Genomic DNA, 25,851 nt, shown 5'->3' on the forward strand with positions numbered 1-25,851 from the left:
CAAGGTGTTTCATCGGTACAGCTCCGGGGAAGGGGGACAGGGCGAGCCGGCAGCGTACAGCGCCACCGGCCCGGCGTGCTGATGCCAGCAGGGCATCAGCTCATGCCGGACCGGCAGGGGCTTGCATCTGCACCGGCCATCACGCGAAGATGATATATCGCTTCATCCGGATGGATGTAAGTGAGTCTATCTCCCCCTTCCCCGTCGTCGTTGTTGCTGGAGCCCCCATGTCCGCCCGCCTGCCCGCGTCGCCGCTCGGCCTCGCCATCGCCCTCGCGCTTTCCTCCGCCGCCGTCCCGGCCCTGGCCCAGGACGCCACCAACCTGGACACGGTGATCGTCACCGGCACCCGCGCCGCCGACCGCACCGTGCTTGAATCCACCTCGCCAGTGGACGTGCTCACCGCCGAGGACATCCGCAAGGCCGGCGTGGTCAACGGTGAGCTGGGCAGCGCACTGCAGGCGCTGCTGCCGTCGTTCAACTTCCCGCGCCAGTCCAACTCCGGCGGTGCCGACCATGTACGCGCCGCGCAGCTGCGTGGCCTGTCGCCGGACCAGGTGCTGGTGCTGATCAATGGCAAGCGCCGCCATCACACCGCGCTGGTCAACACCGACAGCAAGATCGGCAAGGGCACCACCCCGGTCGACTTCAATTCGATCCCGGTCAGCGCGATCAAGCGCATCGAAGTGCTGCGCGATGGTGCTGGAGCGCTGTACGGCTCTGACGCGGTCGCCGGCGTCATCAACGTGATCCTCGACAACGGCGGCGACGGTGGCGAGATCGAAGCCAGCTACGGCGCCAACCACACTGACCTCAAGCCGATCGGGCGCACCCTCACCGACGGCCAGACCGGCAACATCAGCGCCAAGGTCGGCACCTCGCTGGGCGAGGATGGCGGCTTCCTGCGCGTCGGCCTGGAATACAAGCACCGCAACGGCACCAACCGCGCCGGCTTCGACCAGATTCCGCCGTGGGACCAGACTCCAGGCAACCTGGTGCTGCAGGGCAAGCGCAACTACGTGCTGGGCGATGGCAAGAGCAAGGACATCAACCTGTGGCTGAACACCGAGATCCCGGTCGGCCAGACCTCGACGTTCTACGCGTTCGGCACCTTCAACCAGCGTGACACCGAGGGCGCGAACTACTTCCGCTACCCCGACGGCGATGCCAACTGGAAGCAGGTCTATCCGAACGGTTACCGGCCGATCTCCGAAGGCGAGAACCGCGACGTGCAGGCCGTGGCCGGCGTGCGCGGCCAGTGGGGCGAGTGGAGCTACGACGGCAGCCTGGATTACGGCCAGAACGACTTCACCTACCGCCTGCGCGATTCGCTCAATGCCTCGCTGGGCCCGACCAGCCCGACCCGTTTCAAGACTGCCGATTACGAGTACGCGCAGACCGTGGGCAACCTCGACCTGAGCCGCGTGTTCACCCAGAGCGAGAGCATCAGCCACACCCTGGGCCTGGGTGTGGAAGCACGCCACGAGCGCTACCAGACCCGCCCCGGTGACCCCGCCAGCTATGCGGCCGGCCCGTTCACCGACCGCCCGACCGGCTCGCAGGCCGGCGGCGGCCTGACCCCGCAGGATGCGGCGCGTCTGTCGCGCGATGTGGCCAGTGCCTATGCCAGCCTGTCCAGCCAGTTCGGCGAGAAGTTCTCCACCGATTTGGCCGCGCGCTACGAGCACAACGATGATTTCGGCGGTGAACTGACCGGCAAGCTCGGCCTGCGCTACGAATTCACCCCGGCGTTCGCGTTGCGTGGCGCCATCTCCAACAACTTCCGTGCGCCGTCGCTGGCACAGATCGGCTACGAGTCCACCTCCACCGGCTACAACGCTGGCGGTCAGCTGGTGCAGGGACGCCTGTTGTCGGTCAACAATCCGATCGCGCGCGGCCTGGGTGCGCAGAACCTGAAGCCGGAAAAATCGCTCAACACCTCGCTGGGCTTCACCAGCCGCATCGGCGAGCACTTCGACCTGTCGCTGGACTTCTTCCAGATCGACATCGACGATCGCATTGCGCTGTCCGAGAGCATCACCGGTGATGCGCTGACCGACTATGTGGCAGCCAACTACGGCGTCACCGGCCTGCAGAGCGCCAGCTTCTTCGTCAACGCCGCCGACACCCGCACCCGCGGCGCCGAGCTGGTGAGCAACTGGCGCCAGTCGCTGGGCGATGGCCAGCTGCTGCTGGCCGGCACCTATGCGTACACGAAGACCACGCTGAAGAACGTGCTCGCCACGCCGGCCCAGCTGCGTGCACTGAATCCGGACTACGTGCTGTTCGGCATCGAGGAGACCAACACGCTGACCGATGCCACGCCGCGTACCCGCGGCAGTTTCTCGGCGGCCTGGAGCAACGACCATTGGTCGCTGAGCACCCGTGTGAACCGCTATGGCAGCGCCACCCGCGTGTTCAACTTCGGTGACGGCTACATTCCGCGCCAGACCTACCAGGCCGAATGGCAGCTGGATGCGGAGGTCGAGTACCGCATCACTCCGCGCTGGAGCGTGGCCATCGGTGGCCAGAACCTGACCGACAACTACCCGGATCGATCCAACAGCGACATTCACTACTTCGGCAACCTGCCGTATGACGTGCTGTCGCCGATCGGCAGCAACGGCGCGTACTACTACGGCCGCGTCCGCTATACGTTCTGATTCGCAGAATCGACCCGGTAGAGCCGACGGGGTAGAGCCGACGGGGTAGAGTCGACTGTTAGTCGACTGCTCTTCACGCAGATCGCAAAAGTCCCGCGCTGCGCGCGATAGTCGACTAACAGTCGACTCTACCCCGTCGTGGTTTCCCCATCGTCTTCCGTCCCGACCAGCGGTCGGCACCCACCACGAACTGTCGCCCTGCCTCGACCTGCCCTACACGCCCACGCTGGCAAGGTGGGGGCATGGCTGAACCGCTCCCCCTGCGTCCGCCACCGCCATTGCTGGATGACGCCTGTGCGTTGTTCCTCGATGTCGATGGCACCCTGATCGAATTCGCTGCGCGCCCGGATGCCGTGCAGCTGCTGCCGGATGTGCGTGAAGCCATCGGCCGCATCAGCGACCGCCTGGAAGGTGCCGTGGCACTGGTCAGTGGTCGCCCGCTTGAGCAGCTGGACACGCTGTTCGCCCCGCTGCAACTGCCTGCCGCCGGCCTTCACGGCCACGAACTGCGTGGCCAGGATGGTCGCGTCCTGCGCGACGAGCATGACGACGACACCGCCGAATGGCTCCACGCACTGCACCAGCAGGCCATGCGCTTCGCCCATGGGCATCCCGGCGTGCTGGTCGAGGACAAGGGCGTGGGCCTGGCCCTGCATTGGCGCGGTGCGCCGCACGCCGCCAGTGATGTCCGCGCATTCGCCGACCGGCACGTGCGCGGCCGCACCAGCTATCGCCTGCAGCCCGGTGACCACGTGGTCGAGTTCGTGCCCGTAGGCACCGACAAGGGCCGGGCAGTGCGGAGGATGATGCAGTACCTGCCGTTCCGCGGTCGCCTGCCCGTGTTCATGGGCGATGACCTCACCGATGAATTCGGCTTCGATGCCGCCAACGGCCAGCATGGCTGGAGCGTGCTGGTGGGCGAGCGTGAACCCAGCGCGGCGGTGTTCGCACTGCCCGACATACGCAGCGTGCACGCCTGGCTGCGTGAGAATGCCTATTGACCCGGCCCCCCCCACGGCCGCAACCGAGATGTACCGCGTGATGACCCAACCCGATCTTGATCTGGGCGTGGTCGGCAACGGCAGCTTCGGCGCCCTGGTCGACAAACATGCCCGCGTTGTCTGGAGCTGCCTGCCCACCTTCGACGGCGACCCCACCTTCTGCGCCCTGCTCGGTCCCAACCAGCAGACCGGCGGCGACTTCGCCATCGAGCTGGAGGACTTCGCCGACAGCGAGCAGGAATACCTCACCAACACCGCGATCCTGCGCACCGTGCTGCGTGACACGCATGGCGGCGCACTGGAAATCCTCGATTTCGCCCCGCGCTGGCGCCAGAACGACCGCTTCTACCGCCCGGTCAGCCTGATCCGCCAGGTCCGCCCACTGGCCGGCAGCCCACGCATCACCGTGCGTGCGCGCCCGCTGGCCGACTGGGGCGCGCGCGTGCCCGAGTCCACCTGGGGCAGCAACCACGTGCGCTGGATCCTGCCCGAGCACGTGCTGCGGCTGACCACCGACGTGCCGGTACGGTTCGTGCGTGATGGCCTGCCGTTTGTGCTCAACCATCCGATCCACCTGATCCTCGGCGTGGACGAATCGCTCAACCGCTCCATCAGCGGCTATGTGCAGGAAGCCTTCCAGCGCACCCGTGATTACTGGCGTGAGTGGGTGCGCTACCTGTCCATTCCGCTGGAATGGCAGGACGCGGTCATCCGCAGTGCAATCACGTTGAAGCTGTGCCAGTACGAGGACAGCGGCGCGATCATCGCGGCGATGACCACCTCCATTCCGGAAGCGCCCGGCAGCGTGCGCAACTGGGACTACCGCTACTGCTGGCTGCGCGATGCCGCCTTCGTGGTGCGTGCGCTGAACCGTCTTGGCGCCACGCGCACGATGGAACAGTTCCTCGGCTACATCTTCAACCTGGCCACCACCGATGGCACGCTGCAGCCGCTGTATGGCATCGGCTTCGAGGCCAAGCTGGACGAGAACGAAGTCCCCAGCCTGTCCGGCTATCGCGGGATGGGCCCGGTGCGTCGCGGCAACCTGGCCTGGGTGCAGCGCCAGCACGATGTCTACGGCAGCGTGGTGCTGGCCTCCACGCAGCTGTTCTTCGACCGTCGCCTGCAGGACCCGGGGGATGCGCACACCTTTGCCCGCCTGGAACCCTTGGGCGAACAGGCATTCGCCCTGCACGACGTACCCGATGCCGGTCTGTGGGAGTTCCGCGGGCGTACCGAGGTGCACACCTACACCAGTGCGATGTGCTGGGCGGCCTGCGACCGCCTGTGCAAGATCGCCGTACGCCTGAAGCGCGACGACCGGGCGCACTATTGGCGCGAGCGCGCCGACACCATCCACGCACGCATCATGGCTGAAGCCTGGAGTGACGAGCTGGGCCACTTCACCGACACCTTCGGTGGCCACCGACTGGATGCCTCGTTGCTGCTGCTGGCCGACATCGGCTTCATCGATGCGATGGACGCCCGCTTCATCGCCACCGTGGAGGCCATCGGCCGCGACCTCAAGCATGGCAATTCGCTGTACCGCTATGTCGCACCGGATGACTTCGGTGAGCCGGAAACCAGCTTCACCATCTGCACCTTCTGGTACATCGATGCGCTGGCGGCGATCGGGCGCATGGACGAAGCACGCGGGATGTTCGAGCTGCTGCTGAAGCAGCGCAACCACCTGGGCCTGCTGTCGGAGGATCTGGCCTTCGACAGCGGCGAGGCCTGGGGCAATTTCCCGCAGACCTATTCGCACGTCGGCCTGATCACCGCCGCGATGCGCCTGTCGCGGTCCTGGCAGGAGGCATCGTGAGTCGTCTTGTAGTGGTTTCAAACCGGGTGGCGGTGCCCGGCGAGAATCGCGCCGGTGGCCTGGCCGTCGGCCTGCTCGCCGCGCTGAAGGAACGCGGCGGCATGTGGTTCGGCTGGAGCGGCAAGAGCGTGCGCGATGGCAGCGGCACGCTGCACACGCAGAAGGACGGCGACATCGAATTCGTCACGCTGGACCTGAGCAAGCGCGAGGTGGATGGCTATTACAACGGCTTCGCCAACCGCACATTGTGGCCGCTGCTGCACTTCCGCCTGGACCTGGTCGACTACGACCGTGGTACCCGCGAGACCTACCACAAGGTCAATGCGCTGTTCGCCGACAAGCTCGCGCCGCTGCTGCGCGAAGACGATATCGTCTGGATCCACGACTACCACCTGATCCCGCTCGGCGCACTGCTGCGTGAGCGCGGCATCGGCTGCCGCATCGGCTTCTTCCTGCACATCCCGATGCCCTCGGCCGACCTGCTGCAGGCCATGCCCGACCACCTGCGCCTGTTCTCCGCGCTGTATGCCTATGACCTGGTCGGTTTCCAGACCCAGCGCGACGCCGATCGCTTCCAGACCTACCTGCGCCTGTTCGGTGGCGGCCGCGTACTCGACAATGGCGAACTGGAAGCGCCAGGTGGACGCCGCTTCCGCGCGGCCGCGTTCCCGATCGGTATCGACACCGAGCTGATCGCGCGGCAGGCCAGTACCGCCGCGACCAAGGCCGCAGTGAAGAATCTGCGCGCCAGCCTGCGCGACCGCCAACTGGCCATCGGCGTGGATCGCCTGGACTATTCCAAGGGCCTGCCCGAGCGCTTCCTTGGCTTCGAGCGCTATCTGGAGCGCCATCCCGACCAGCGGGGTTCGCTGACGTACCTGCAGATCGCTCCGGTCTCGCGCGGTGATGTCACCGAGTACCGTCAACTGCGCAGCCAGCTGGAACAGATCGCCGGCCACATCAACGGTGGCCACGCCGAACCGGACTGGACACCGCTGCGCTACGTCAACCAGAACTTCACCCACGCCACGCTTACCGGCTTCTACCGGGCGGCGGCAGTGGGACTGGTGACCCCGCTGCGTGATGGCATGAACCTGGTGGCCAAGGAGTACGTGGCCTCGCAGGACCCGGACGATCCCGGCGTACTGGTGTTGTCGCTGCTGGCCGGGGCCGCCGACGAACTGAAGCAGGCGCTGCTGGTGAACCCGCATGATCTGGACGGCGTGGCCGACGCCATCGCCACGGCCGCGACGATGTCGCTGCGCAGGCGCAAGGAACGCTGGCACGCGATGATGGAGCACCTGCGTACCTACGACATCAACCATTGGCGGCGCAGCTATCTGGACGTTTTGGAAGGCTGAGCGACCACCTTCGCTGCGGGCCGGTTCGACACGTCATCGGCGTGCCAGCACGGCCCGCAAATTGTCGCTTTCAGCACTAAAGTGGATGCGAATGAAACCAAATCACCGCACCGGCAACGCGACCGGCCCACGGCCGCGCGGAATGCCGATCCTCATGTAAAGCCAGCTTCGCATAGGGGTTTTTTCCGGTTTCATCACGCCTGCCGCTCATGCGTCCGCAAAAACGAAAGCTGCAGCGCGCACCGGTTTTCATTCCGCATTGACACCCGCTCCCCAAAGTGACGCCCCCAGAACGACCGCACGCCATCGCCACCGCGTTTGCGAGGCGTCGCGCACATCACACCTGGGGAGTCACCGCATGTCCGCTTACGACCGTTTCATCGAAGATGCAGCAACACGCCTTGAACTGGGCCATCGCACCCGTTGGGTGATCGAGGTGATCACCGCCTGGGTGGCCTCGCATCCCCACGGTCTGGACGGCGTGCAGCAGCGCTTCGAACAGGCCGGCCTGGCCGCCCGCTTCCACTCCTGGCGGCACCCGGCCAGCCTGCGCCTGCCCATCGTTGCCAGCGAAATGGAGCGCGCCCTCGGGGCGCACACGCTGGCCATGATCGCCCACCGCAGCGGCATGTCACCCGGGCCGTTCCGTGTGGTGATCTGCAACCTGCTGCCCGGCGTCGTCACCCTGATGTCCGCCCCGCACAGCGCCGATGAAGTGGCCGCTGCCGCCGTTCCAGCACGCAGGAACGCCGCGCCCAGGCGCATGCGCAGTCTGGTGCCCTCGCGTGCGATGTACGGCATGGCCCTGCGCGGCCTGCTCTGGACCGTGGCTGTGGTTGCGGTGCTGGGCCTCACCACATGGTTGTTGCTGAAAGCGCGCACACCGCTGTGGACGGTGCAGGACACGCCCGCGCAGCATGAAGCGCACCTGTCCCTCCTTCAGCGCGGCACGCAGGTACAGGTACACGGGCGCCTGCCCAGCGAGAGCGACCGTCGCCGCGTCTGGAATGCGCTTTCCGCCGTGCACGGCGCGCGCAACCTGGAGGGTGGCATCGCACTGGACCCGCACACCCAGGCGCCGCGCTGGCTGGATCGCCTGATCGTGGATCTTCCCCTCCTGCGGGGCGACGGCCTGCACCTTGTGTTTGAAGGCACCCGGTTGCGGATCGATACCCGTTCCATGCAGGAGCCCGAGCGGCTGGCCATCTCGCGGCGGTTGCGCCAGGACTTCCCGTCGCTGGAGATGCGCGGGCTGTGGGGCCCGGGCCTGGCCGCGCTGGCGCAGCTGTCACCTGACGCTGCCCCTGCACAGCGGGTAGCTGCGTTGAACCAGACCACGCTGAAATTCCACGCCGGCTCCTCCGAATTGACCGGTGACTCGCGGCAGACGCTGGAAGCTGCCGCCAACGCGCTGCGTGACACGCCAGCAGGCACGCGCGTGGAAATCGGTGCGCACACCGACAGCCGCGGCCAGGCCGAAGCCAATCTGCATCTCAGCCAGCAACGTGCCGAAGCGGTGTCGCAGGGGCTGCAGGCGCTGGGGGTGGAGCCTGACACGCTGGTCGCCGTGGGCTACGGTCAGGAACATCCCGTGGCCGACAACCGCAGCGACAGCGGCCGCGCGCAGAACCGCCGTATCGATTACCGGCTGCTCGACTGAGCCTGCCGACGCTGCAGGCTTGAAGCACCTGCTCCTGTAGAGCCGAGCCATGCCCGGCTGCCTTTTTCATAGCCTCGACGGGAACAGCCGAGCATGGCTCGGCTCTACAGACGTCCGGTGATCAATCCAGGAACCGCGCGAGGTGTTCCGGCGCCGGCAGATGGCACGCATCGTGGCGTCCGAACCAGCGATAGCGGTTACGCGCCAGCAGGCGATACGCCGCGTCCCGCCAGCTGCGCGGCAGCAGGCGCAGCACGCCGCTAAAACGCCAGGCACCGCCGAGTCCCGCCAGTACGCGCAGGATCGCATCGGTATCGGTCCACGCGCCCCGTGCGTCCAGCAACAGGAACGACGCCGGGTCCTGCGGATCCAGCCCGTGCGCACGCAACAGCGCGCTGCCCTGCGTGCCCTGCATCGCGGCGAAGCGGTAACGCCCCGCGCGATCGAAGCGCAGCAGGAAGCGCACCCATTGGTTGCACAGCGCGCACACACCATCGAACACGATCACCGCGCGGCCGGTCTCGGTGGCAACCTCACTGCGGTTCGAGCCAGCCTTCATAGCGGATCAGGGCTCCGGCCCAGGGCAATGTCACATCGACCAGGAAAGTGTAGCGCTGGCCGTGCCACGCTTCACGGCAGCGCACGCCACCGAACCAGCGTGTTGGCAGCGGCAGCAGGCCCAACGCCCAGACCCGCCGCACCGTCCAGTCGATGCCGCCATCGCGGGCCTGCAGGTCGAACGCGAAACGCACTGCACCCAGCTGCTCGTGCAGATGCCCTTCGTGCTCCCACAACCGCGACACCATCGGCCAGCGTCCGAAGCGTCGCGCCCATTGCTCGCCCTGCCCGTGGGCGCTGAACGCTACCTCGGTCGGCAGCGCATCGCCGTTGTTCGGCAAACGTGCCACTGCGGCCAGCAACGGCACCAGCCAGTGCCGTCCCCGCACGATCCGCGCCTGCCCTGCATAACGGCAGGGCAACGGCGCGGCATGCAGCGCCTGCACCGGGGCGGCCAGGGTGGCGAAGGCCGGCCCCAGCACCCGTGCGAACAGGGGCGTACTCAGGGTGCGATCCAGGCCAGCGTCGCCATGCGTCCGGTACGACGATCGCGCCGGTGCGAGTACAGGTCCGGATCGGCCATGGTCGACACCGTGCCGCCGTATACCTGCGCCGGGTCCATGCCCGCGGCCTGCAGGCGCTGCCGCGCCAGCGCGAACAGGTCCACCTTCCAGTGGCCTGCGCGGGTGGCCACGAACGCCGCCTCGGCGGCCGGATCATGGCCGACGAAAGCGTGGTAGACCTCTTCACCGATCTCGTAATCGGCCGGCCCGGCAGCCGGTCCCAGCCAGGCTCGCAACTGCCCGGGCGGCGTCTGCATGGCCGCCACGGTGGCCTCCAGCATGCCGTCGGCCAGGCCACGCCAGCCGGCATGCGCCGCGCCCACCTCACTGCCATCAGCGGCGGCGAACACCACCGGCAGGCAGTCGGCGGTCAGGATCGCCAGCACCACGCCGGGCACCGAGGTTACTGCGGCATCGGCCACCGGCTCGCTGGCGCCGGGCACTGGTGGCGTGCTGAAGCGCAACACGGTGCTGCTGTGCACCTGGCGCAGCCAGTGCGGCGCGGAGGGCAACGCCAGCCCCTGCTGCAGCAGCTGGCGGTTGTGCTCGACGTTGGCCGGGGTATCACCATCGGCCGCGTGCCGGTTGCCCAGGTTGAACTGCGCGAACGGCGCCGGCGAGATGCCCGCGCCATGCCGGCGCGTCGTCAGCGCATGGACGCCCGCAGGCGCCGGCCAATCGGCCCACAGCAACGGCAGCGCGGCGTCCATTACCAGCGGTCCCGCTCGCGCGCGGCGAAGGCTTCGCTGTCTTCGCGCAGCACCTTCATCAGGTGCAGCATGTCCTCCGGCACCGGCGCGGTGTTGCGCACCGGCTCACCGGTGATCGGGTGCGTGAACTCCAGGGTCTCGGCATGCAGGGCCTGGCGCTTGAAGCCACGCAGCGCGGCCACCAGCTCATCGCTGGCGCCCTTGGGCAGCTTCAGCGCGCCGCCGTACAGCGGATCACCGATGATCGGATGGCGAACGTGCGCCATGTGCACGCGGATCTGGTGGGTACGCCCGGTTTCCAGACGGCACTCCAGCGCGGTGTGCGCACGGAAGCGCTCACGCAGCCGGTAATGGGTGATCGCCTCCTTGCCGTCCTCGCGCACCGCCATCTTCAGGCGGTCGCGCGGGTGGCGGTCGATCGGGGCATCGGCGGTACCGCCGGCCACCAGCGCGCCCATCACGATGGCCAGGTACTGGCGGTGCACGTCGCGTGCGGCCAGCTGCTCGACCAGCGCGGTCTGCGCTTCCAGGGTCTTGGCCACCACCATCACGCCACTGGTGTCCTTGTCCAGGCGGTGCACGATGCCCGCGCGCGGCAGCACCGCCACCGACGGGTCGCGGAACAGCAGGGCGTTGACCAGGGTGCCGCTGTGGTTGCCGGCCCCCGGATGCACCACCAGGCCGACCGGCTTGTTGATCACCAGCAGGTGCTCGTCCTCGAACAGCACGTCCAGCGGGATGTCCTCCGGCTGGGCGTCGGTCTGGGTTTCCAGCACCACGTTGAGGGTCACCACCTCGCCGCCGCGCAGCGGATCGCGCGGGCGCACCTGGGCGCCGTCCAGCAGGACCTCACCGGCCTTGATCCACTCGGTCAGGCGCGACCGCGAGTATTCGGGGAACAGTTCGGCCACCACGGCGTCGAAACGGCGGCCGGCAGCGGTGTCGGGGACGATGGCCTGGCGGGCCGATTCAGAGGGTTGTTCAGACATGGCAGGGGCATTCTTTGAAATTTTGGGGTCCCGGCGGCCGGTTTCAGTCGCTGGACAGGACACTAGGCTATCATCGACCCTTCGTATTCCAGCCGCGTCCCGCCTCGACCTCATGATCCGACGCTCCTCCATGCTCTCCGCGCCCGTCCGCCTCACCGCCCTGCTGCTGGTGCTGGTCATCGCCGCCACCGGCTGCCACCGTGGCGCCAAGAAGGGCGATCGCCCCGATGAAGGGACGCCGGTCGAACAGTTGTACGAGAAGAGCCACAAGCTGATGCAGGGTGGCAACTGGAGCGGGGCTGAAACCAGCTTCCGCCGCCTCGTGGCCCAGTATCCGTACGGCCCGTATACCGAACAGGCGATGATCGAAACCGCCTACGCGCAGTACAAGGCCGGCAAGCACGACGATGCGGTGTCCAGCATCGACCGCTTCATCCGTACCTACCCGACCCACCGCAACATCGCGTACCTGTACTACCTGCGCGGCCTGGCCAACTCCAACCGCAGTACGGTTTTCCTGCGCCGCGTATGGTCGCTGGACGCCAGCCGCCGCGACCTGTCCACGCCGCACCAGGCGTATTCGGACTTCAACATCGTGGTCGACCGCTACCCGAACAGCCGCTACGCCGCCGATGCGCGCCAGCGCATGCTGGAGCTGCGTGACGTGTTCGCCCAGCACGAGCTGGACAACGCCCTGTACTACATGCGCCGCGGCGCCTGGGTCTCGGCCGCCGGCCGCGCCAACTACCTGCTGGAAACCTATCCGCAGAGCGCGTTCCAGTACGACGCCGTCGCCGTCCTGGCCGATTCCTACACCCACCTGGGCAACAAGACCCTGGCCGACGACGCCCGCCGCGTCCTGCAGCTGAACCAGCCGGACCACCCGTGGCTGGAAGGCAAGTGGCCGAAGTACCCGTGGATGATCCGCAAGCTGAACCCGTTCGCCGGCGAGAAGTCCGCCAGCACCGGCCAGCGCAACGCGCGACTGGAAAAGAAATAAGAAAGCAGAGGGCCCCGCAAGGGGCCCTTTCTTTATCCGGTAGATCCACGCCATGCGTGGATGGCGGGCGCCCCGCTGGACTTGGGGTATTAGGAATTCTACGAATCGGCCGCCGTTGCGATGCCGTTCCCAAACCGGACCCGCACGGCCCTCCACACTCCAGCGCACGGCCATTCCCGCCTGCCTGGAGTCCGAATGAAGACCTCAACCGTTTCCCGCACCCGGCCCCTGCTGGCCACCCTCGCCGCCACCCTGCTGGCCCTGCCCGCTGCAGTCCAGGCCTCAGAGCCGGGCGAGCTGCTCAGCGCAGCGCCCTATCGTGCCGCCTGGGTGCCCTCGAAGGCATCCCAGGCGTACCTGCTCAGCTACCGCACGCCCGATCATCACAACCGGCTGGCGCAGGGCACCGGTCTGCTCTATCTGCCGGCAGGCACGGCGCCAGCGGGCGGCTGGCCGGTCGTTGCCTGGGCGCATGGCACCCAGGGCATTGCCGATCACTGCGCCCCTTCCCGTTCCGGCCCCACCCACGCCGAACGCGATGGGCGCTTCCTGGACGCCTTCCTCGCCCAGGGCTACGCCGTCGTCGCGGCCGACTATCAGGGCCTCGGCAGCCCCGGCGATCACGCCTACCTGCATGTACGCACCGCCGCGCGCAACAGCATCGACATGGTCAAGGCCAGCCATCGGTTCCTGGGCAGCCGCCTGTCACCGCGCTGGGTCTCGGTGGGCTACTCGCAGGGCGGTGCCGCGGCGCTCAGCGCCGGCCACCAGGCTGCCGCCTATTCCGGCCCCGGCCTGCAGTACAAGGGCAGCTTCACCGCAGGCACGCCCACGGCCGTGGAGATGACCGCACTGGTGATGCGCCCCGACAGCCGCAGCGCCAATCCCGGCGCACTCAATGCCTACCATGCCTATCTGCTTGATGGCCTGCTGCAGGTGGCGCCGCAGATCGACCGCGTGCTGAGCCCGCAGGGGCGGGCACGCATTGCCCTGGCCCGACAGCACTGCCTGACCGATCTGGCGGCACAGCTGGAGGGCGCCAGCACCGGCGAGATGTTCAGCGCGCCGTTGACCTCGGTGCCGGGCATCTGGACGCTGCTGCACGACTATCTGGGCGTGCCACGGCACGGGTTCGCCCAGCCGCTGATGCTGGCCCACGGCACGCGCGATCAGGACGTGCCCTATCTGACCACCCTGCTGTATGCCGCCGGCTTGGCCCTGCGCGGCGAACCCGTGGCCTTCCGCCAGTATCCGGTCGACCACCGCGCCACGCTGGATGCGGCCACCGCTGACGGGGTGGCCTTCGTAAAAGCACGCCTGGCAGATGCCCGCTTCGACGAAGCCGCCGAAGCCACCGGCCTGGAAAAACTGCTGGACGCCGCACGGTAGATCCACGACATGCGTGGATGATCTTCGACGATCGTGCGGACCAAGGTCCGCACCCACCGGAGAGGGGCCAACGGGTTGCCGGCCAGCGGCCGGCATTACCCCCCACCGCTACCTCAGCCCTTGTAGCCGTTGCTGATCGGGTAACGACGCTCGCGGCCGAACGCGCGACGCGAGACCTTGGGCCCTGGCGCGGCCTGGTGCCGCTTCCATTCGCTGATGCGCACCAGGCGCAGCACGCGGTCGACCACGGCGGCGGCGTAACCGGCGGCAACGATCTCCGTGCGCGACTGCTCCTGGTCGATGTAGCGGTACAGGATCCCGTCCAGCACGTCGTAGGCCGGCAGCGAGTCCTGGTCCAGCTGGTTCTCGCGCAGTTCGGCCGACGGCGGGCGGCTGATCACCGCCGGCGGGATCACCGGTGCACCGCCCACGGTATTGCGCCACTTCGACAGGCCGAACACTTCGGTCTTGTACAGGTCCTTCAACGGCGCATAGCCACCGCACATGTCGCCGTAGATGGTGGCGTAGCCCACCGCGTATTCGCTCTTGTTGCCGGTGGTCAGCAGCAAGCCGCCGAACTTGTTGGCCAGCGCCATCAGGATCACGCCACGGCTGCGCGACTGCAGGTTCTCTTCGGTCACGTCCGGCGTGGTGCCCTCGAACATCGGCGCCAGCGATTCCATCAGGCCCTTGAACGCCGGCTCGATCGAGACCGCTTCCAGCTTCACGCCCAGTGCCTGGCACTGTTCGGCCGCCAGGTCATTGGACAGGCCGGCGGTGTAGCGCGACGGCAGGCGCACCGCGGTGACGTTCTCCGCCCCCATCGCGTCCACCGCCATGGCCAGTACCAGTGCCGAATCGATGCCACCGGACAGGCCCAGCCACACCTTCCTGAAGCCGTTCTTGCGGCAGTAGTCCTGGATGCCGCGGGTGACGGCACGCCACGCCAGTGCATCCATGCTTTCGTCGCCATCGTCCATCCACACGTGCGGCATGAAGCGGCGCGTTTCGCCGTCGTACTCCACCACCAGCCACTGGTCGACGAAGGCGGCGGCGGCGGGGTGCACCGTGCCGTCACCATCGGCCACCACCGAGGCGCCATCGAACACCAGCGCATCCTGGCCACCGACCACATTGAGATAGGCGATTGCCGCGCCACTCTCGCGGGTACGTGCGGCCAGCACCGCATCGCGCTGGGCGTGCTTGCCGCGCTCGTACGGCGAGGCATTGGGTACCACCACCAGCTGCGCGCCGGCGCGCACGGTGTCGGCCAACGGCTCGGCGAACCACAGGTCCTCGCAGATCAGCAGACCCACCGGAATGCCGTTGACCTCGAACACGCAGCTGCCACCGTCCGGATCGACATCGAAGTAGCGGCGTTCGTCGAACACGGCGTAATTGGGCAGCTCACGCTTGCGGTAGGTCTGCTCGACCAGGCCATCGCGCAGCACGCTGGCGGCGTTGTAGACCACCGCGCCAGCCGCCTGCGGCCAGCCGACCACCGCGGTGATGCCGCGGCAGGCCGCGGCGATGCGCGTCATTGCCTGCTCGCACTCGTACAGGAAGCCCGGGCGCAGCAGCAGGTCTTCCGGCGGATAGCCGCTCACCGCCAGCTCGGGGAACATCACCAGCTCGGCGCCGTACTCGTCGCGCGCCTGGCCGATCATCTCGATGATGCGCTCGGTGTTGCCGGCGACATCGCCGACCGGGAAGTCGAACTGCGCCATCGCGATGCGGATCGAAGCCATGGGAATCCAGCCTGTGGTTGCAATGCCGCCATTGTAACGCCGCGCCATGCGCGCGCCGGGCGCGCTCACTGCGTGGACAGCCCTGGCTCAGTAGATCCACGCCGTGCGTGGATGGAGCCGACCGGGACACTGCCAGACGCAGAACAGCCGCCCGGAGGCGGCTGTTCTATTGAAGCAGGTAGAGCAGTCGACTAACAGTCGACTCTACCGATCGTGCCGGCCGCAGGCCGGCAACAATCTTATTTCACCAGCTTGGCGATGGCAGCGCCCAGGTCGCCCGGCGAGCGGACGGTGACAACACCGGCAGCTTCCATGGCAGCGAACTTGCCTTCGGCAGTGCCCTTGCCGCCCGAGGCGATCGCACCGGCGTGGCCCATGCGCTTGCCGGCCGGAGCCGACGCACCGGCGATGAAACCGACGACCGGCTTCTTCACGTGGTTCTTGATGTACTCGGCGCCGGCTTCCTCGGCGTCGCCGCCGATTTCGCCCACCATGATGATGCCTTCGGTCTGCGGGTCTTCGTTGAACAGCTTCAGGCAGTCGACGAAGTTCAGGCCGTTGATCGGGTCACCACCGATGCCGATGCAGGTGGACTGGCCCAGGCCGACTTCGGTGGTCTGCTTGACCGCTTCATAGGTCAGGGTGCCCGAACGCGACACGATGCCGATCTTGCCCGGCTGGTGGATGTGGCCCGGCATGATGCCGATCTTGCACTCACCCGGAGTGATGACGCCCGGGCAGTTCGGCCCGATCAGCACGGTGTCCGGATGCGAGCGGGTCAGCACGTTCTTGACGCGCAGCATGTCCAGCACCGGGATGCCTTCGGTGATGCAGACGATGACCTTGATGCCGGCAGCAGCGGCTTCCAGGATCGCGTCAGCCGCGTACGGCGGCGGCACGTAGATGACCGAGGCATTGGCGCCGGTGCTCTGCACGGCGTCGGCAACGGTGTTGAAGACCGGCAGGTCGATGTGGGTGGTGCCACCCTTGCCCGGGGTCACGCCGCCGACAACCTGGGTGCCGTACTCGATCATCTGAGTGGCGTGGAAGGTGCCCTGCTGGCCGGTGAAGCCCTGCACGATCACCTTGGTGTTCTTGTTGATCAAAACAGACATTGGAATTCCTTGGTGTCGGTATCAGGCGGCGTTCTTGACAGCTTCAACGATCTTCTTGGCGCCATCGTTGATGTTGTCAGCCGGGATGATGGCCATGCCGCTGTCACGCAGCAGCTGCTTGCCTTCTTCCACGTTGGTGCCTTCCAGGCGCACCACGACCGGAACCTTGACGCCCACTTCCTTCACGGCGGCGATGATGCCTTCGGCAATCATGTCGCAGCGGACGATGCCGCCGAAGATGTTGACGAAGATGCCTTCGACCTTGTCCGAGGACAGGATCAGCTTGAAGGCTTCGATGACGCGCTGCTTGTTGGCACCGCCGCCCACGTCCAGGAAGTTCGCCGGCTCGCCGCCGTTGAGCTTGATGACGTCCATGGTGGCCATGGCCAGGCCGGCGCCGTTCACCATGCAGCCGATGTTGCCGTCCATGGTGACGTAGTTGATGTCCAGCTCCGAAGCGATCACTTCGGTCGGATCTTCCTGGGTCTTGTCGCGCATGGCGACCAGGGCCTTCTGGCGGAACGCGGCGTTGTCGTCGCTGTCGAACTTGCCGTCCAGCGCGTACAGGTTGCCGTCGTCCAGGATGGCCAGCGGGTTGATTTCAACCAGGGCCAGGTCTTTTTCGTTGAACAGGCGGTACAGGTTCACCATGATGCTGGCGAACTGGCCGGCCTGCTTGGCGGTCAGGCCCAGCTTGAAGCCGAAATCACGGCCGTGGTAACCCTGCACGCCTTCGACGAAGTCGACGTTCAGCGAGTGGATCAGCTCCGGGGTTTCAGCAGCGACCTGCTCGATCTCCACGCCGCCTTCCGAAGAGGCGATGTAGGTGATGGTCTTGGTGCCACGGTCGACCAGCACCGACAGGTACAGTTCCTTGACGATCTCGCCGGCTGTGGTCACCAGCACCAGGTTGACCGGCAGTTCAACGCCTGCGGTCTGGTAGGTGGCCATCTTGGTGCCGAGCATCTTGGCCGCAGCGGCCTTCACGTCGTCGGTGGTCTTGCAGAACTTGACGCCGCCAGCCTTGCCGCGGCCGCCAGCGTGGATCTGCGCCTTGACCATCCAGGGGCCCTGGCCCAGGGAGTTGGCAGCGGCAACCGCTTCGTCCGGGGTCGCAGCGACCTTGCCGGCCGGGACCGGGATGCCGTACTCGGCAAGCAGTTGTTTTGACTGGTATTCGTGGAAATTCATGCGTCACCGTGGGAATAGGAACGACCGCACGCAATTCCTCAGGGCCCCGGCGGGGCGCCGGCATGGACCGCGGCGGGCCCACTATTGTGGCCGAGCCGGCGCCGGGGCGCAAAGAAGTCTGTACAAAACGCCGGACGCGGGCAGATTTCCACCATCATTCAGGCAGTTGCACCCGGGCCGGGGCTGGCCACCGGTGTCCGCACCGGGCCAAATGCGCGATCCGGGCCACTTCGGCGGCGCCCGGCCGGGGGCCCTATACTGCCCTTCGCAAACGCGACGTGCCGGCCCGGCTTCAGGGGGCGCCGGCCAGGCCCGCCGCAGAATCCAGACCCAGGCAGCCAGAAGGGGAGTTCCGGCGTGTCACCCAGTGCTTCATTGATCGACCGCATCGAATCGATTCCGCGGCGTGAACTGTATTTCTTCGCGCTGTACCGGGTGCTGATCGCTACGGTCATCGCCGCCCTGCTCTACAGCCCGTTGTCGGCCATGGTCGGTGAAGCCCATCACCCGCGGCTGGCCGACGTCGTTGCGGTCATCTACCTGGCCCTGTCGCTGCTGGCCCTGGCACTCGGCCGCAACGAACGCTGGCTGCGTCCGATCGTGGTCAGCGGCGTGCTGGTGGATATCGTGGCCGCCACCCTGCTGTCGCACGCCCTGCCCGGCGCCAGTGCCGGCATCTCGATGTCGCTGCTGTTCAACATCGCCGCCGCCGCCACCCTGCTCCCGCTCAGCCTGGGGCTGGGCCTGGCGCTGGCCGCCAGTCTGGCCACCGGCGTGGAGTACACATGGAAGCTGCTGGAAGGCGGCGACCCCACCCGCACCCTGGCCGAACTGGCGATGTTCGCCACCAGCTACCTGGCACTGGCCTTCATCAGCTACCAGGTGGGCAACCGCGCTCGCCGCAACCAGCAACTGGCCAACCAGCGCGGCGACGAAGTAGCCAACCTGTTCCAGATCAACGAACTGATCATCCGCCGCATGCGCACCGGCGTGCTGGTGGTGGACGCCGACAACCGCATCACCCTGGCCAACGAAGCCGCCTCGATGCTGCTGGGCGACAACGACGGCAACGGCGAAAGCGGGCGCCTGGACCTGGCCAGCGCCGCACCGGAACTGGCGCGCAGGCTGCAGCGCTGGCGCAATGGCTGGGCACAGGACGAACTGCCGCTGCAGCTCAACCCCGACCAGCCGGAAGTGCAGCCGCGCTTCGCCCGCCTGCTGGCCGGCAGCGACCTTGCGCTGGTGTTCCTGGATGATTCCAGCGTGGTCTCGCGCCGCGCCGAATCGCTCACCCTTTCCGCGATGGGCCGCTTCTCGGCCAGCCTCGCCCACGAGATCCGCAACCCGCTGGCGGCGATCAACTATGCCGTGCAGCTGCTCGAGGAAGGTACCGGCTTCAACGAGAGCGACCGCCGCCTGCTGCAGATCATCCGCCAGCAATGCCAGCGCACCAACGGCATCGTCGAAAGCGTGCTGGGCCTGGCACGGCGCGAGCGTGCCACGCCCGAGAACGTGGACCTGGTCGCCTTCGTGCGCCGCTTCGTGCTGGAGTACAAGCAGGGCCAGACCCTGGAGACCGACAGCATCGAACCGATCATCAGCGATACCTCGGTGATGGCCCAGGTCGACACCAAGCATCTCTACCAGGTGCTGACCGTGCTGGTGCACAACGCGCTGAAGTACGGCCGCATCGGCCAGCAGCCGGCACGGGTGCGGCTGCGCGTGGCCCAGCACGAACGCAGCGCGGTGATCGACGTGATGGACCGTGGCCCGGGTATCCCCGAGAGCGTGGCCGCGCAGCTGTTCCGGCCCTTCTTCACCACGTCCGAGCATGGCACCGGACTGGGCCTGTATATCGCGCGCGAACTGTGCCGGGCCAACCAGGCCCGCCTGGACTACATCGCGGTGCCGGCCGGCGGCTCCTGCTTCCGCCTGGTGCTGCCCGGTCCACACACGCTGCTGCCCAGCTGATTCCCATCCTGTGCGTCAAACATTTGTCGCTTCCAGCCCCCTCGTTTATCTTTCACGCCCATGAATGAAACCCGCAGCGCCCTCGTCGTCGACGACGAACGCGACATCCGCGAACTGCTGGTGCTGACCCTCGGCCGCATGGGGCTGCGCATCAGTACCGCCGCGAACCTGGCCGAGGCACGTGAGCTGCTGGCCAGCAATCCGTACGACCTGTGCATCACCGACATGCGCCTGCCGGATGGCAACGGCATCGAGCTCGTCAGCGAGATCGCCCAGCACTACCCGCGCACGCCGGTGGCGATGATCACCGCGTTCGGCAGCATGGATCTGGCCGTGGAGGCGCTGAAGGCCGGCGCGTTCGATTTCGTCAGCAAGCCGGTGGACATCTCGGTGCTGCGCGGACTGGTCAAGCACGCGCTGGAACTCAACAACGCCGAGCGCCCGGCACCGGGCCCCAACGCCGAACAGGGCGGGCGCCTGCTCGGCCACTCACAGGCCATGGATGTGCTGCGCACCACCATCGGCAAGGTCGCGCGCAGCCAGGCGCCGGTCTACATCCTCGGCGAGTCGGGCGTCGGCAAGGAGCTGGTCGCACGCACCATCCATGCGCAGGGCGCGCGCGCGGCCGGCCCGTTCGTGCCGGTCAACTGCGGCGCCATTCCCGGCGAGCTGATGGAGAGCGAATTCTTCGGCCACCGCAAGGGCAGTTTCAGCGGCGCGCACGCCGACAAGCCCGGCCTGTTCCAGGCGGCGCATGGCGGCACCCTGTTCCTGGACGAAGTGGCTGAACTGCCACTGCAGATGCAGGTGAAGCTGCTGCGCGCGATCCAGGAAAAGTCGGTGCGCGCGGTGGGGGCGGCCAACGAGGAGCCGGTGGATGTCCGCATCCTCTCGGCCACCCACAAGGATCTGGCCGAGCTGGTCGAGGACGGGCGCTTCCGCCACGACCTGTACTACCGCATCAACGTGATCGAACTGAAGGTGCCGCCGCTGCGCGAGCGCCGTCAGGACCTGCCCGAACTGGCCGCGGCCGTGCTGGCCCGATTGGCCCGCAGCCACGGCCGTGCCACCCCGCTGCTGGCGCCGTCGGCGCTGGAAGCGCTGGCGCAGTACGCGTTCCCGGGCAATGTGCGCGAGCTGGAGAACATCCTGGAACGTGCGCTGGCCCTGGCCGAGGAAGACTGCATCGGCGCCGACGACCTGCGCCTGCCGCAGCACGCGCCGCGTGCACCCGGCAGCGCGGCGCCCGCCGAAGCGGTGGCCGACCTGCAGCCGGGCAGCGCCGCCCTGCCCTCCTACATCGAGCAGCTCGAGCGCAGCGCCATCCAGCGTGCGCTGGAAGAGAACCGCTGGAACAAGACCCGTACTGCCGCGCAGCTGGGCATCACCTTCCGTGCGCTGCGCTACAAGTTGAAGAAGCTGGGGATGGAGTAGAGCCGAGCCCATGCTCGGCTGCGCGGTGATTGGGGCCACGTAATCCACGCATGGCGTGGATCTACTGTGGAGCCGAGCATGGGCTCGGCTCTACGGAAAACCGCGTTGCATCAATCCTTGGTGACGCGGTTGATCTCGGCCAGGCTGGTGATGCCCGCTGCGGCCTTCTTCAACGCCGACTGGCGCAGGTCATTCACGCCGATCTGCTGCGCCGCCTCGGCAATCTGCAGCGCATTGCCACCGGCCAGCACGATGGTGGCGATCTCATCGGTCATCGGCATGACCTGGTAGACGCCGGTCCGGCCCTTGTAGCCCTCGGTGCATTCATCGCAGCCCACGGCCTCGTACAGCTCGATGCCCGCATCCAGCTGCGCCTGGGTGAAGCCTTCGGCCAGCAGCGCATGTTCGGGCAGGCTGGACGGGCGCTTGCAGTTGCCGCACAGGCGGCGTGCCAGGCGCTGGGCGATCACCAGCGTCACCGAGCTGGTGATGTTGTACGGCGCAATGCCCATGTTCATCAGGCGCGCGATGGTCTGCGGCGCATCGTTGGTGTGCAGCGTGGACAGCACCATGTGGCCGGTCTGCGCGGCCTTGATCGCGATCTCCGCCGTTTCCAGGTCGCGGATTTCGCCGACCATGATGATGTCCGGGTCCTGTCGCAGGAACGAGCGCAGCGCCGCGGCGAAGGTCATGCCACGCTTGTTGTTCTGCTGTACCTGGTTGACGCCCGGCAGGCGGATTTCCACCGGGTCTTCGGCGGTGGAGATGTTGCGCGTCTCGTCGTTGAGGATGCCCAGCGCGGTATACAGCGACACGGTCTTGCCCGAACCGGTCGGGCCGGTCACCAGCACCATGCCGTAGGGCTTGTGGATGGCATCCAGGAACAGCTTCTGCTGGTCCGGCTCGTAGCCCAGCTTGTCGATGCCCAGCTTGGCCGCGCTGCCATCGAGGATACGCAGCACCACCTTCTCGCCGAACAGGGTCGGCAGCGTGCTGACACGGAAGTCGATCTGCTTGGTCTTGGACAGGTTGAGCTTGATGCGGCCGTCCTGCGGGACGCGCTTCTCGGCGATGTCCAGCTGTGCCATCACCTTCAGGCGGGCGGCGATGCGCTGGTTCAACTTCACCGGCGCGCGCGCGACCATCTTCAGCAGGCCATCGATGCGCAGGCGCACGCGGTAATCGTCTTCGTAGGGCTCGAAGTGGATGTCCGAGGCACCCTTGCGGATCGCATCGACCAGCACCTTGTTGACGAACTTCACCACCGGGGTGTCGTCGCCCTTGGCGTCGATGCCGGAATCGCCGCCGGTGGCGCCGAGATCCTCGTCGCCGGCCGCCACGTCCAGATTGCCCATGCCATCGTCATCGCCACCCAGGGCGTCGCCGAGGGTGTCATGGCTGGCGTGCCACTGTTCCAGCGTGCGGCGGATCTGGTCCTCGTCGACCAGGATCGGCTCGACCACCAGGTTGGTGTGGAACTTGATCTCGTCCAGCGAGTGGGTCGGGTTGCTGGTGCCGACGAACAGCTTGCCGCCGCGCTTGAACAGCGGCAGCACGTTGTGCTTGCGCAGCAGCTCCTCGCTGACCAGGCTCATCGCGTTCTGGCTGGCGTCGAAGGTGGACACGTCGAACAGCGGCATGCCGAACTCGACCGCATTGGCGGCGGCCAGCTGCGAGGCATTGACCAGCTTGTTCTGCGCGAACCACGTCGGCAGTGGCTGGCGGGCGGCCGCGGCCTTGGCCATGGCGTCGCGGGCGGTGGCCTCGTCCAGGGCCCCGTCCTGCACCAGACGACGGGCCAGGCCGGTGATGCCGACAAGATTGGCGGTGGTGACAGCGTTCATATGAATCCTTGGCTCATGGGGTCATGCCATGCCGTGCGTCTTGCACGGACACCGCACGGGGCAGCAGAACCCGCCGCGACCCAATGGCCACCGGCATCGCCAATCCATGAGCAACACTGCCTTGCCCGGCACTCCCGGCCCGGCAGGCACGATCCTGACTCCCCCGGGGATGATAGCCCCGTCAAGGGGCGGCCAGCATCCCATTGAAGCGCTGAAGTGTGATCAGCAGCCGGTCGGGCGATAGCGCGCTTCGAACGCGCTGCCATCGCAGCTCCAGATGCCCTCGGCGGAGCGGCGCAGGATCAGGTCCTTGCCGTCCAGCACGCTGTGGCCCTTCAGGGTGCAGCTGATATGGCCGACACCGGATTCACTGAGCTCGGCCTCGACGTTGGAGCAGTGGGCGTTCTGGGCACCGCCGATAAGATCGGCTGTCACCAGACTGGCCGGACGGTTCTCGTTGACGAGGATTTCCACCTTGGTCTTTCCCGGCGTGATATCCGCAAGCGCCGCCGCCAACTGGGTGCGCACGACGTATGGCTGAAATGCCACAGTCGCAATCGCCGCAAGGATCGCGATGATGGCCACCACGATCATCAGTTCGATGAGCGTGAAACCCTTCTGGGTGTACATGATTCCCCCTGTTTGATCCAGCAATCCCCATTGCTGCCTGCTGACCGGATTTCACGGCCCGGTCAGCACAAGGCCCGCCGAAGCGGGCCCTGTGTTCATCTCATGAAATGAAGGGAGCGTATGCTACGCGCCACTCAGGAAATCATTAGATCAGCTGCAGCCCTTCGGCTTGAACTTGGCGTCAACAGCATTGGTAACGCAGGCGAAGCCGCCAGCAGTCGTGATGGCACCAGTGGTGGCATCAACAACCGAATCCGTGTAAGTCAACGCGATGGTGGAGCCGGTGCCAATGCGGCCCGGATCACGGATGGTGCAAGTCATACCATCACCGTCCACGGCGATCGTCGAGCAACTGCCAGTCGAGGTACCCTGGAAACCAGCACTGTTCGGAGTCGGAACGCGACCCGCGCTCTTTTCCATCTCGAACTGGGTCTTGTGCGAGGCCAGGTCGGCCAGCGCAGCGGTGACCTTCGACTTCGAGGTGTAGTCCTGGTAAGCCGGCAGCGCGATGGCGGCCAGGATGGCGATGATCGCGACGACGATCATCAGTTCGATAAGGGTGAAGCCCTTCTGGTTCTTCATTGGTACATCCCCAAGATAGTGGTGGTTGAGTTCAGTGCACGGGATCGGACCGGACAGCGCCGGCATGAGCGGGCCCCATGCCCTGCGGGTGGATCAACGCAGGTTGCGTGCCAACCCCGGCACGCCTCCCCCTGGATTTCCCCGCGCCCATGATGGCAGCAATTTCGCGGATGGGAACCCCCCGCATCCGAATCTGCGATGGACGCGGCAATGTGACGCAGTGCGTCACCTTTGGTCGGCACCCGGCACGAAATCGCACGCAGGGCCGCCTGCCAACTGCCCATCCGGCCTTGAACCCGCTACCATCGATGGCTAGTTACCCGCCTGGGGATGGCGGGTCTTGGGGAGCCAACATGTCTGTCAGTCGCAGTGCGATCAAGAAAGAGCCGGTGGCGCGCGCCACCATGGAACTGCAGCCGTTTGTCTGGGAGGGGACCGACAAGCGGGGCGTGAAGATGAAGGGCGAGCAGCTGGCCAAGAACGCCAACCTGCTGCGCGCCGAACTGCGCCGCCAGGGCATCAACCCGGGCCAGGTCAAGCCCAAGCCGAAGCCGCTGTTCGGCGCCGCCGGCAGCCCGGTCAAGCCCAAGGACATCGCCTTCTTCAGCCGGCAGATGGCCACGATGATGAAATCCGGCGTGCCGATCGTGTCGGCGCTGGACATCATCGCCAGCGGGCACAAGAACCCGCGGATGAAGAAGCTGGTGGACACCATCCGCACCGACATCGAGGGCGGCTCCTCCATGTACGAGGCGGTCAGCAAGCACCCGGTGCAGTTCGACGAGCTGTACCGCAACCTGGTGCGGGCCGGCGAAGGCGCCGGCGTGCTGGAAACCGTGCTGGACACGGTGGCCACCTACAAGGAGAACATCGAAGCGCTGAAGGGCAAGATCAAGAAGGCGCTGTTCTACCCGATCATGGTGGTGGTGGTAGCCATGCTGGTCAGCGGCATCATGCTGGTGTTCGTGGTGCCGCAGTTCGAGGACGTGTTCAAGAGCTTCGGCGCCGAGCTGCCCGCCTTCACCCAGCTGGTGGTGAACCTCTCGCGGTTCATGGTGTCGTGGTGGTGGCTGATATTCCTGATCGTGGTGGGCTCCGCTGTCGGTGCCATCATGGCCTACAAGCGCTCGCCGAAGATGCAGCACGCGATGGACCGGTTCGTGCTGAAGGTACCGGTGATCGGGCAGATCATGCACAACAGCGCCATCGCCCGCTTCTCGCGCACCACCGCGGTCACCTTCAAGGCCGGTGTGCCGCTGGTGGAGGCGCTGGGCATCGTGGCCGGTGCCACCGGCAACACCGTGTACGAAGAGGCGGTGCTGCGCATGCGTGACGACGTCTCGGTAGGCTACCCGGTGAACATGTCGATGAAGCAGACCAACCTGTTCCCGCACATGGTCATCCAGATGACCGGCATCGGTGAAGAGGCCGGCGCGCTGGATGCCATGCTGTTCAAGGTGGCCGAGTACTATGAGCAGGAGGTCAACAATTCGGTGGATGCCCTGAGCAGCCTGCTGGAACCGATGATCATGGTGTTCATTGGTACCATTGTGGGCGGCATGGTGATTGCCATGTACCTTCCCATCTTCAAACTCGGCGCCGTCGTCGGATAACACATAC

At 66.7% G+C, this 25,851-nt stretch carries 20 protein-coding genes; 10 read left to right on the forward strand and 10 right to left on the reverse strand.

The genetic code is table 11. The features are described from left to right. The first annotated feature begins 227 nt into the window (after positions 1-227). The 5 genes from QRO91_RS06195 (at position 228) to QRO91_RS06215 (ending at position 8,507) form a co-directional block, all read left to right on the forward strand. Complete coding sequence (locus tag QRO91_RS06195) at positions 228-2,663, forward strand: TonB-dependent siderophore receptor (RefSeq protein ID WP_049429155.1); 2,436 nt, start codon at positions 228-230, stop codon at positions 2,661-2,663. 242 nt (positions 2,664-2,905) lie between these two features. After that, on the forward strand, positions 2,906-3,664 hold the full coding sequence (otsB, locus tag QRO91_RS06200) for a trehalose-phosphatase (RefSeq protein ID WP_049429154.1): 759 nt from the start codon (positions 2,906-2,908) through the stop codon (positions 3,662-3,664). 40 nt (positions 3,665-3,704) lie between these two features. Further along, positions 3,705-5,486 carry a glycoside hydrolase family 15 protein gene (locus QRO91_RS06205; RefSeq protein ID WP_049429158.1) on the forward strand — a complete coding sequence of 594 codons (1,782 nt, stop codon included), beginning with the start codon at positions 3,705-3,707 and terminating at the stop codon, positions 5,484-5,486. Further along, a complete protein-coding gene (gene otsA, locus QRO91_RS06210) occupies positions 5,483-6,847 on the forward strand; it encodes an alpha,alpha-trehalose-phosphate synthase (UDP-forming) (RefSeq protein ID WP_049429153.1) in 1,365 nt (454 codons plus the stop codon). The genes QRO91_RS06205 and otsA overlap by 4 nt, the downstream gene beginning before the upstream one ends. A 358-nt stretch (positions 6,848-7,205) precedes the next feature. After that, entirely contained in the window at positions 7,206-8,507 is a 1,302-nt protein-coding gene (locus QRO91_RS06215) for an OmpA family protein (RefSeq protein WP_049429152.1), read from the forward strand. Between the two features lie 121 nt (positions 8,508-8,628). On the opposite strand, the gene QRO91_RS06220 is transcribed toward QRO91_RS06215, so the two are convergent. From QRO91_RS06220 to rluD, 4 genes are read right to left on the reverse strand one after another with little or no spacing between them, the layout of a single operon-like run. Next, positions 8,629-9,066 (reverse strand): thiol-disulfide oxidoreductase DCC family protein, encoded by a 438-nt coding sequence (locus QRO91_RS06220; protein ID WP_049429151.1) that lies wholly within the window; start codon positions 9,064-9,066, stop codon positions 8,629-8,631. Continuing rightward, a complete protein-coding gene (locus QRO91_RS06225) occupies positions 9,041-9,547 on the reverse strand; it encodes a DUF4166 domain-containing protein (RefSeq protein WP_049429150.1) in 507 nt (168 codons plus the stop codon). The genes QRO91_RS06220 and QRO91_RS06225 overlap by 26 nt, the downstream gene beginning before the upstream one ends. 20 nt (positions 9,548-9,567) lie before the next feature. Beyond that, complete coding sequence (gene pgeF / locus QRO91_RS06230) at positions 9,568-10,338, reverse strand: peptidoglycan editing factor PgeF (protein ID WP_049429149.1); 771 nt, start codon at positions 10,336-10,338, stop codon at positions 9,568-9,570. Continuing rightward, complete coding sequence (gene rluD, locus QRO91_RS06235) at positions 10,338-11,327, reverse strand: 23S rRNA pseudouridine(1911/1915/1917) synthase RluD (RefSeq protein WP_019660164.1); 990 nt, start codon at positions 11,325-11,327, stop codon at positions 10,338-10,340. The genes pgeF and rluD overlap by 1 nt, the downstream gene beginning before the upstream one ends. A gap of 112 nt (positions 11,328-11,439) precedes the next feature. Here rluD and QRO91_RS06240 point away from each other — a divergent pair, with 112 nt between their 5' ends. Continuing rightward, positions 11,440-12,327, forward strand: a complete 888-nt coding sequence (locus tag QRO91_RS06240; RefSeq protein ID WP_024956778.1) for an outer membrane protein assembly factor BamD — start codon at positions 11,440-11,442, stop codon at positions 12,325-12,327. 195 nt (positions 12,328-12,522) lie between these two features. After that, complete coding sequence (locus QRO91_RS06245) at positions 12,523-13,716, forward strand: lipase family protein (protein ID WP_049429148.1); 1,194 nt, start codon at positions 12,523-12,525, stop codon at positions 13,714-13,716. Between the two features lie 113 nt (positions 13,717-13,829). On the opposite strand, the gene QRO91_RS06250 is transcribed toward QRO91_RS06245, so the two are convergent. The 3 genes from QRO91_RS06250 to sucC form a co-directional block, all read right to left on the reverse strand. After that, a complete protein-coding gene (locus QRO91_RS06250; RefSeq protein ID WP_049429147.1) occupies positions 13,830-15,464 on the reverse strand; it encodes an NAD+ synthase in 1,635 nt (544 codons plus the stop codon). A 239-nt stretch (positions 15,465-15,703) separates the two neighbouring features. Continuing rightward, positions 15,704-16,579, reverse strand: coding sequence for a succinate--CoA ligase subunit alpha (gene sucD, locus QRO91_RS06255; RefSeq protein WP_005410793.1), 876 nt, complete (start codon positions 16,577-16,579; stop codon positions 15,704-15,706). Positions 16,580-16,600: 21 nt separating this feature from the next. Next, positions 16,601-17,770, reverse strand: a complete 1,170-nt coding sequence (sucC, locus tag QRO91_RS06260; RefSeq protein WP_004154430.1) for an ADP-forming succinate--CoA ligase subunit beta — start codon at positions 17,768-17,770, stop codon at positions 16,601-16,603. 357 nt (positions 17,771-18,127) lie between these two features. Between sucC and QRO91_RS06265 the strand changes: the two genes are divergently transcribed. Together QRO91_RS06265 and QRO91_RS06270 are read left to right on the forward strand one after the other, a co-directional pair. Then, a complete protein-coding gene (locus QRO91_RS06265) occupies positions 18,128-19,741 on the forward strand; it encodes a PAS domain-containing sensor histidine kinase (RefSeq protein WP_049427898.1) in 1,614 nt (537 codons plus the stop codon). Positions 19,742-19,801: 60 nt separating this feature from the next. Continuing rightward, positions 19,802-21,175, forward strand: coding sequence for a sigma-54 dependent transcriptional regulator (locus tag QRO91_RS06270; RefSeq protein WP_005410795.1), 1,374 nt, complete (start codon positions 19,802-19,804; stop codon positions 21,173-21,175). 110 nt (positions 21,176-21,285) lie between these two features. On the opposite strand, the gene pilB is transcribed toward QRO91_RS06270, so the two are convergent. The 3 genes from pilB to QRO91_RS06285 all read right to left on the reverse strand — a co-directional run bounded on the left by pilB (position 21,286) and on the right by QRO91_RS06285 (position 24,231). After that, entirely contained in the window at positions 21,286-23,019 is a 1,734-nt protein-coding gene (gene pilB / locus QRO91_RS06275) for a type IV-A pilus assembly ATPase PilB (protein ID WP_005414305.1), read from the reverse strand. A gap of 222 nt (positions 23,020-23,241) precedes the next feature. Beyond that, positions 23,242-23,649 (reverse strand): pilin, encoded by a 408-nt coding sequence (locus QRO91_RS06280; RefSeq protein ID WP_049429914.1) that lies wholly within the window; start codon positions 23,647-23,649, stop codon positions 23,242-23,244. Between the two features lie 150 nt (positions 23,650-23,799). Then, on the reverse strand, positions 23,800-24,231 hold the full coding sequence (locus QRO91_RS06285; protein WP_049429913.1) for a pilin: 432 nt from the start codon (positions 24,229-24,231) through the stop codon (positions 23,800-23,802). A 353-nt stretch (positions 24,232-24,584) separates the two neighbouring features. Here QRO91_RS06285 and QRO91_RS06290 point away from each other — a divergent pair, with 353 nt between their 5' ends. Beyond that, a complete protein-coding gene (locus QRO91_RS06290; protein ID WP_049429912.1) occupies positions 24,585-25,844 on the forward strand; it encodes a type II secretion system F family protein in 1,260 nt (419 codons plus the stop codon). Positions 25,845-25,851 lie beyond the last annotated feature (7 nt).

It is taken from the genome of Stenotrophomonas maltophilia group sp. Smal32 (assembly GCF_030237085.1).
Classification (GTDB): domain Bacteria; phylum Pseudomonadota; class Gammaproteobacteria; order Xanthomonadales; family Xanthomonadaceae; genus Stenotrophomonas; species Stenotrophomonas maltophilia_Q.

Bases quoted from the DNA above. Each gene is read 5' to 3' on its own strand.
- QRO91_RS06205 (WP_049429158.1), top strand. From the start codon at position 3,705: ATGACCCAACCCGATCTTGATCTGGGCGTGGTCGGCAACGGCAGCTTC.
- QRO91_RS06245 (WP_049429148.1), top strand. From the start codon at position 12,523: ATGAAGACCTCAACCGTTTCCCGCACCCGGCCCCTGCTGGCCACCCTC.
- sucC (WP_004154430.1), bottom strand. From the start codon at position 17,770: ATGAATTTCCACGAATACCAGTCAAAACAACTGCTTGCCGAGTACGGC.
- QRO91_RS06215 (WP_049429152.1), top strand. From the start codon at position 7,206: ATGTCCGCTTACGACCGTTTCATCGAAGATGCAGCAACACGCCTTGAA.
- pilB (WP_005414305.1), bottom strand. From the start codon at position 23,019: ATGAACGCTGTCACCACCGCCAATCTTGTCGGCATCACCGGCCTGGCC.
- QRO91_RS06250 (WP_049429147.1), bottom strand. From the start codon at position 15,464: ATGGCTTCGATCCGCATCGCGATGGCGCAGTTCGACTTCCCGGTCGGC.
- QRO91_RS06220 (WP_049429151.1), bottom strand. From the start codon at position 9,066: ATGAAGGCTGGCTCGAACCGCAGTGAGGTTGCCACCGAGACCGGCCGC.
- QRO91_RS06270 (WP_005410795.1), top strand. From the start codon at position 19,802: ATGAATGAAACCCGCAGCGCCCTCGTCGTCGACGACGAACGCGACATC.
- QRO91_RS06285 (WP_049429913.1), bottom strand. From the start codon at position 24,231: ATGAAGAACCAGAAGGGCTTCACCCTTATCGAACTGATGATCGTCGTC.
- rluD (WP_019660164.1), bottom strand. From the start codon at position 11,327: ATGTCTGAACAACCCTCTGAATCGGCCCGCCAGGCCATCGTCCCCGAC.
- QRO91_RS06195 (WP_049429155.1), top strand. From the start codon at position 228: ATGTCCGCCCGCCTGCCCGCGTCGCCGCTCGGCCTCGCCATCGCCCTC.
- pgeF (WP_049429149.1), bottom strand. From the start codon at position 10,338: ATGGACGCCGCGCTGCCGTTGCTGTGGGCCGATTGGCCGGCGCCTGCG.
- otsB (WP_049429154.1), top strand. From the start codon at position 2,906: ATGGCTGAACCGCTCCCCCTGCGTCCGCCACCGCCATTGCTGGATGAC.
- sucD (WP_005410793.1), bottom strand. From the start codon at position 16,579: ATGTCTGTTTTGATCAACAAGAACACCAAGGTGATCGTGCAGGGCTTC.
- QRO91_RS06240 (WP_024956778.1), top strand. From the start codon at position 11,440: ATGATCCGACGCTCCTCCATGCTCTCCGCGCCCGTCCGCCTCACCGCC.
- QRO91_RS06280 (WP_049429914.1), bottom strand. From the start codon at position 23,649: ATGTACACCCAGAAGGGTTTCACGCTCATCGAACTGATGATCGTGGTG.
- QRO91_RS06290 (WP_049429912.1), top strand. From the start codon at position 24,585: ATGTCTGTCAGTCGCAGTGCGATCAAGAAAGAGCCGGTGGCGCGCGCC.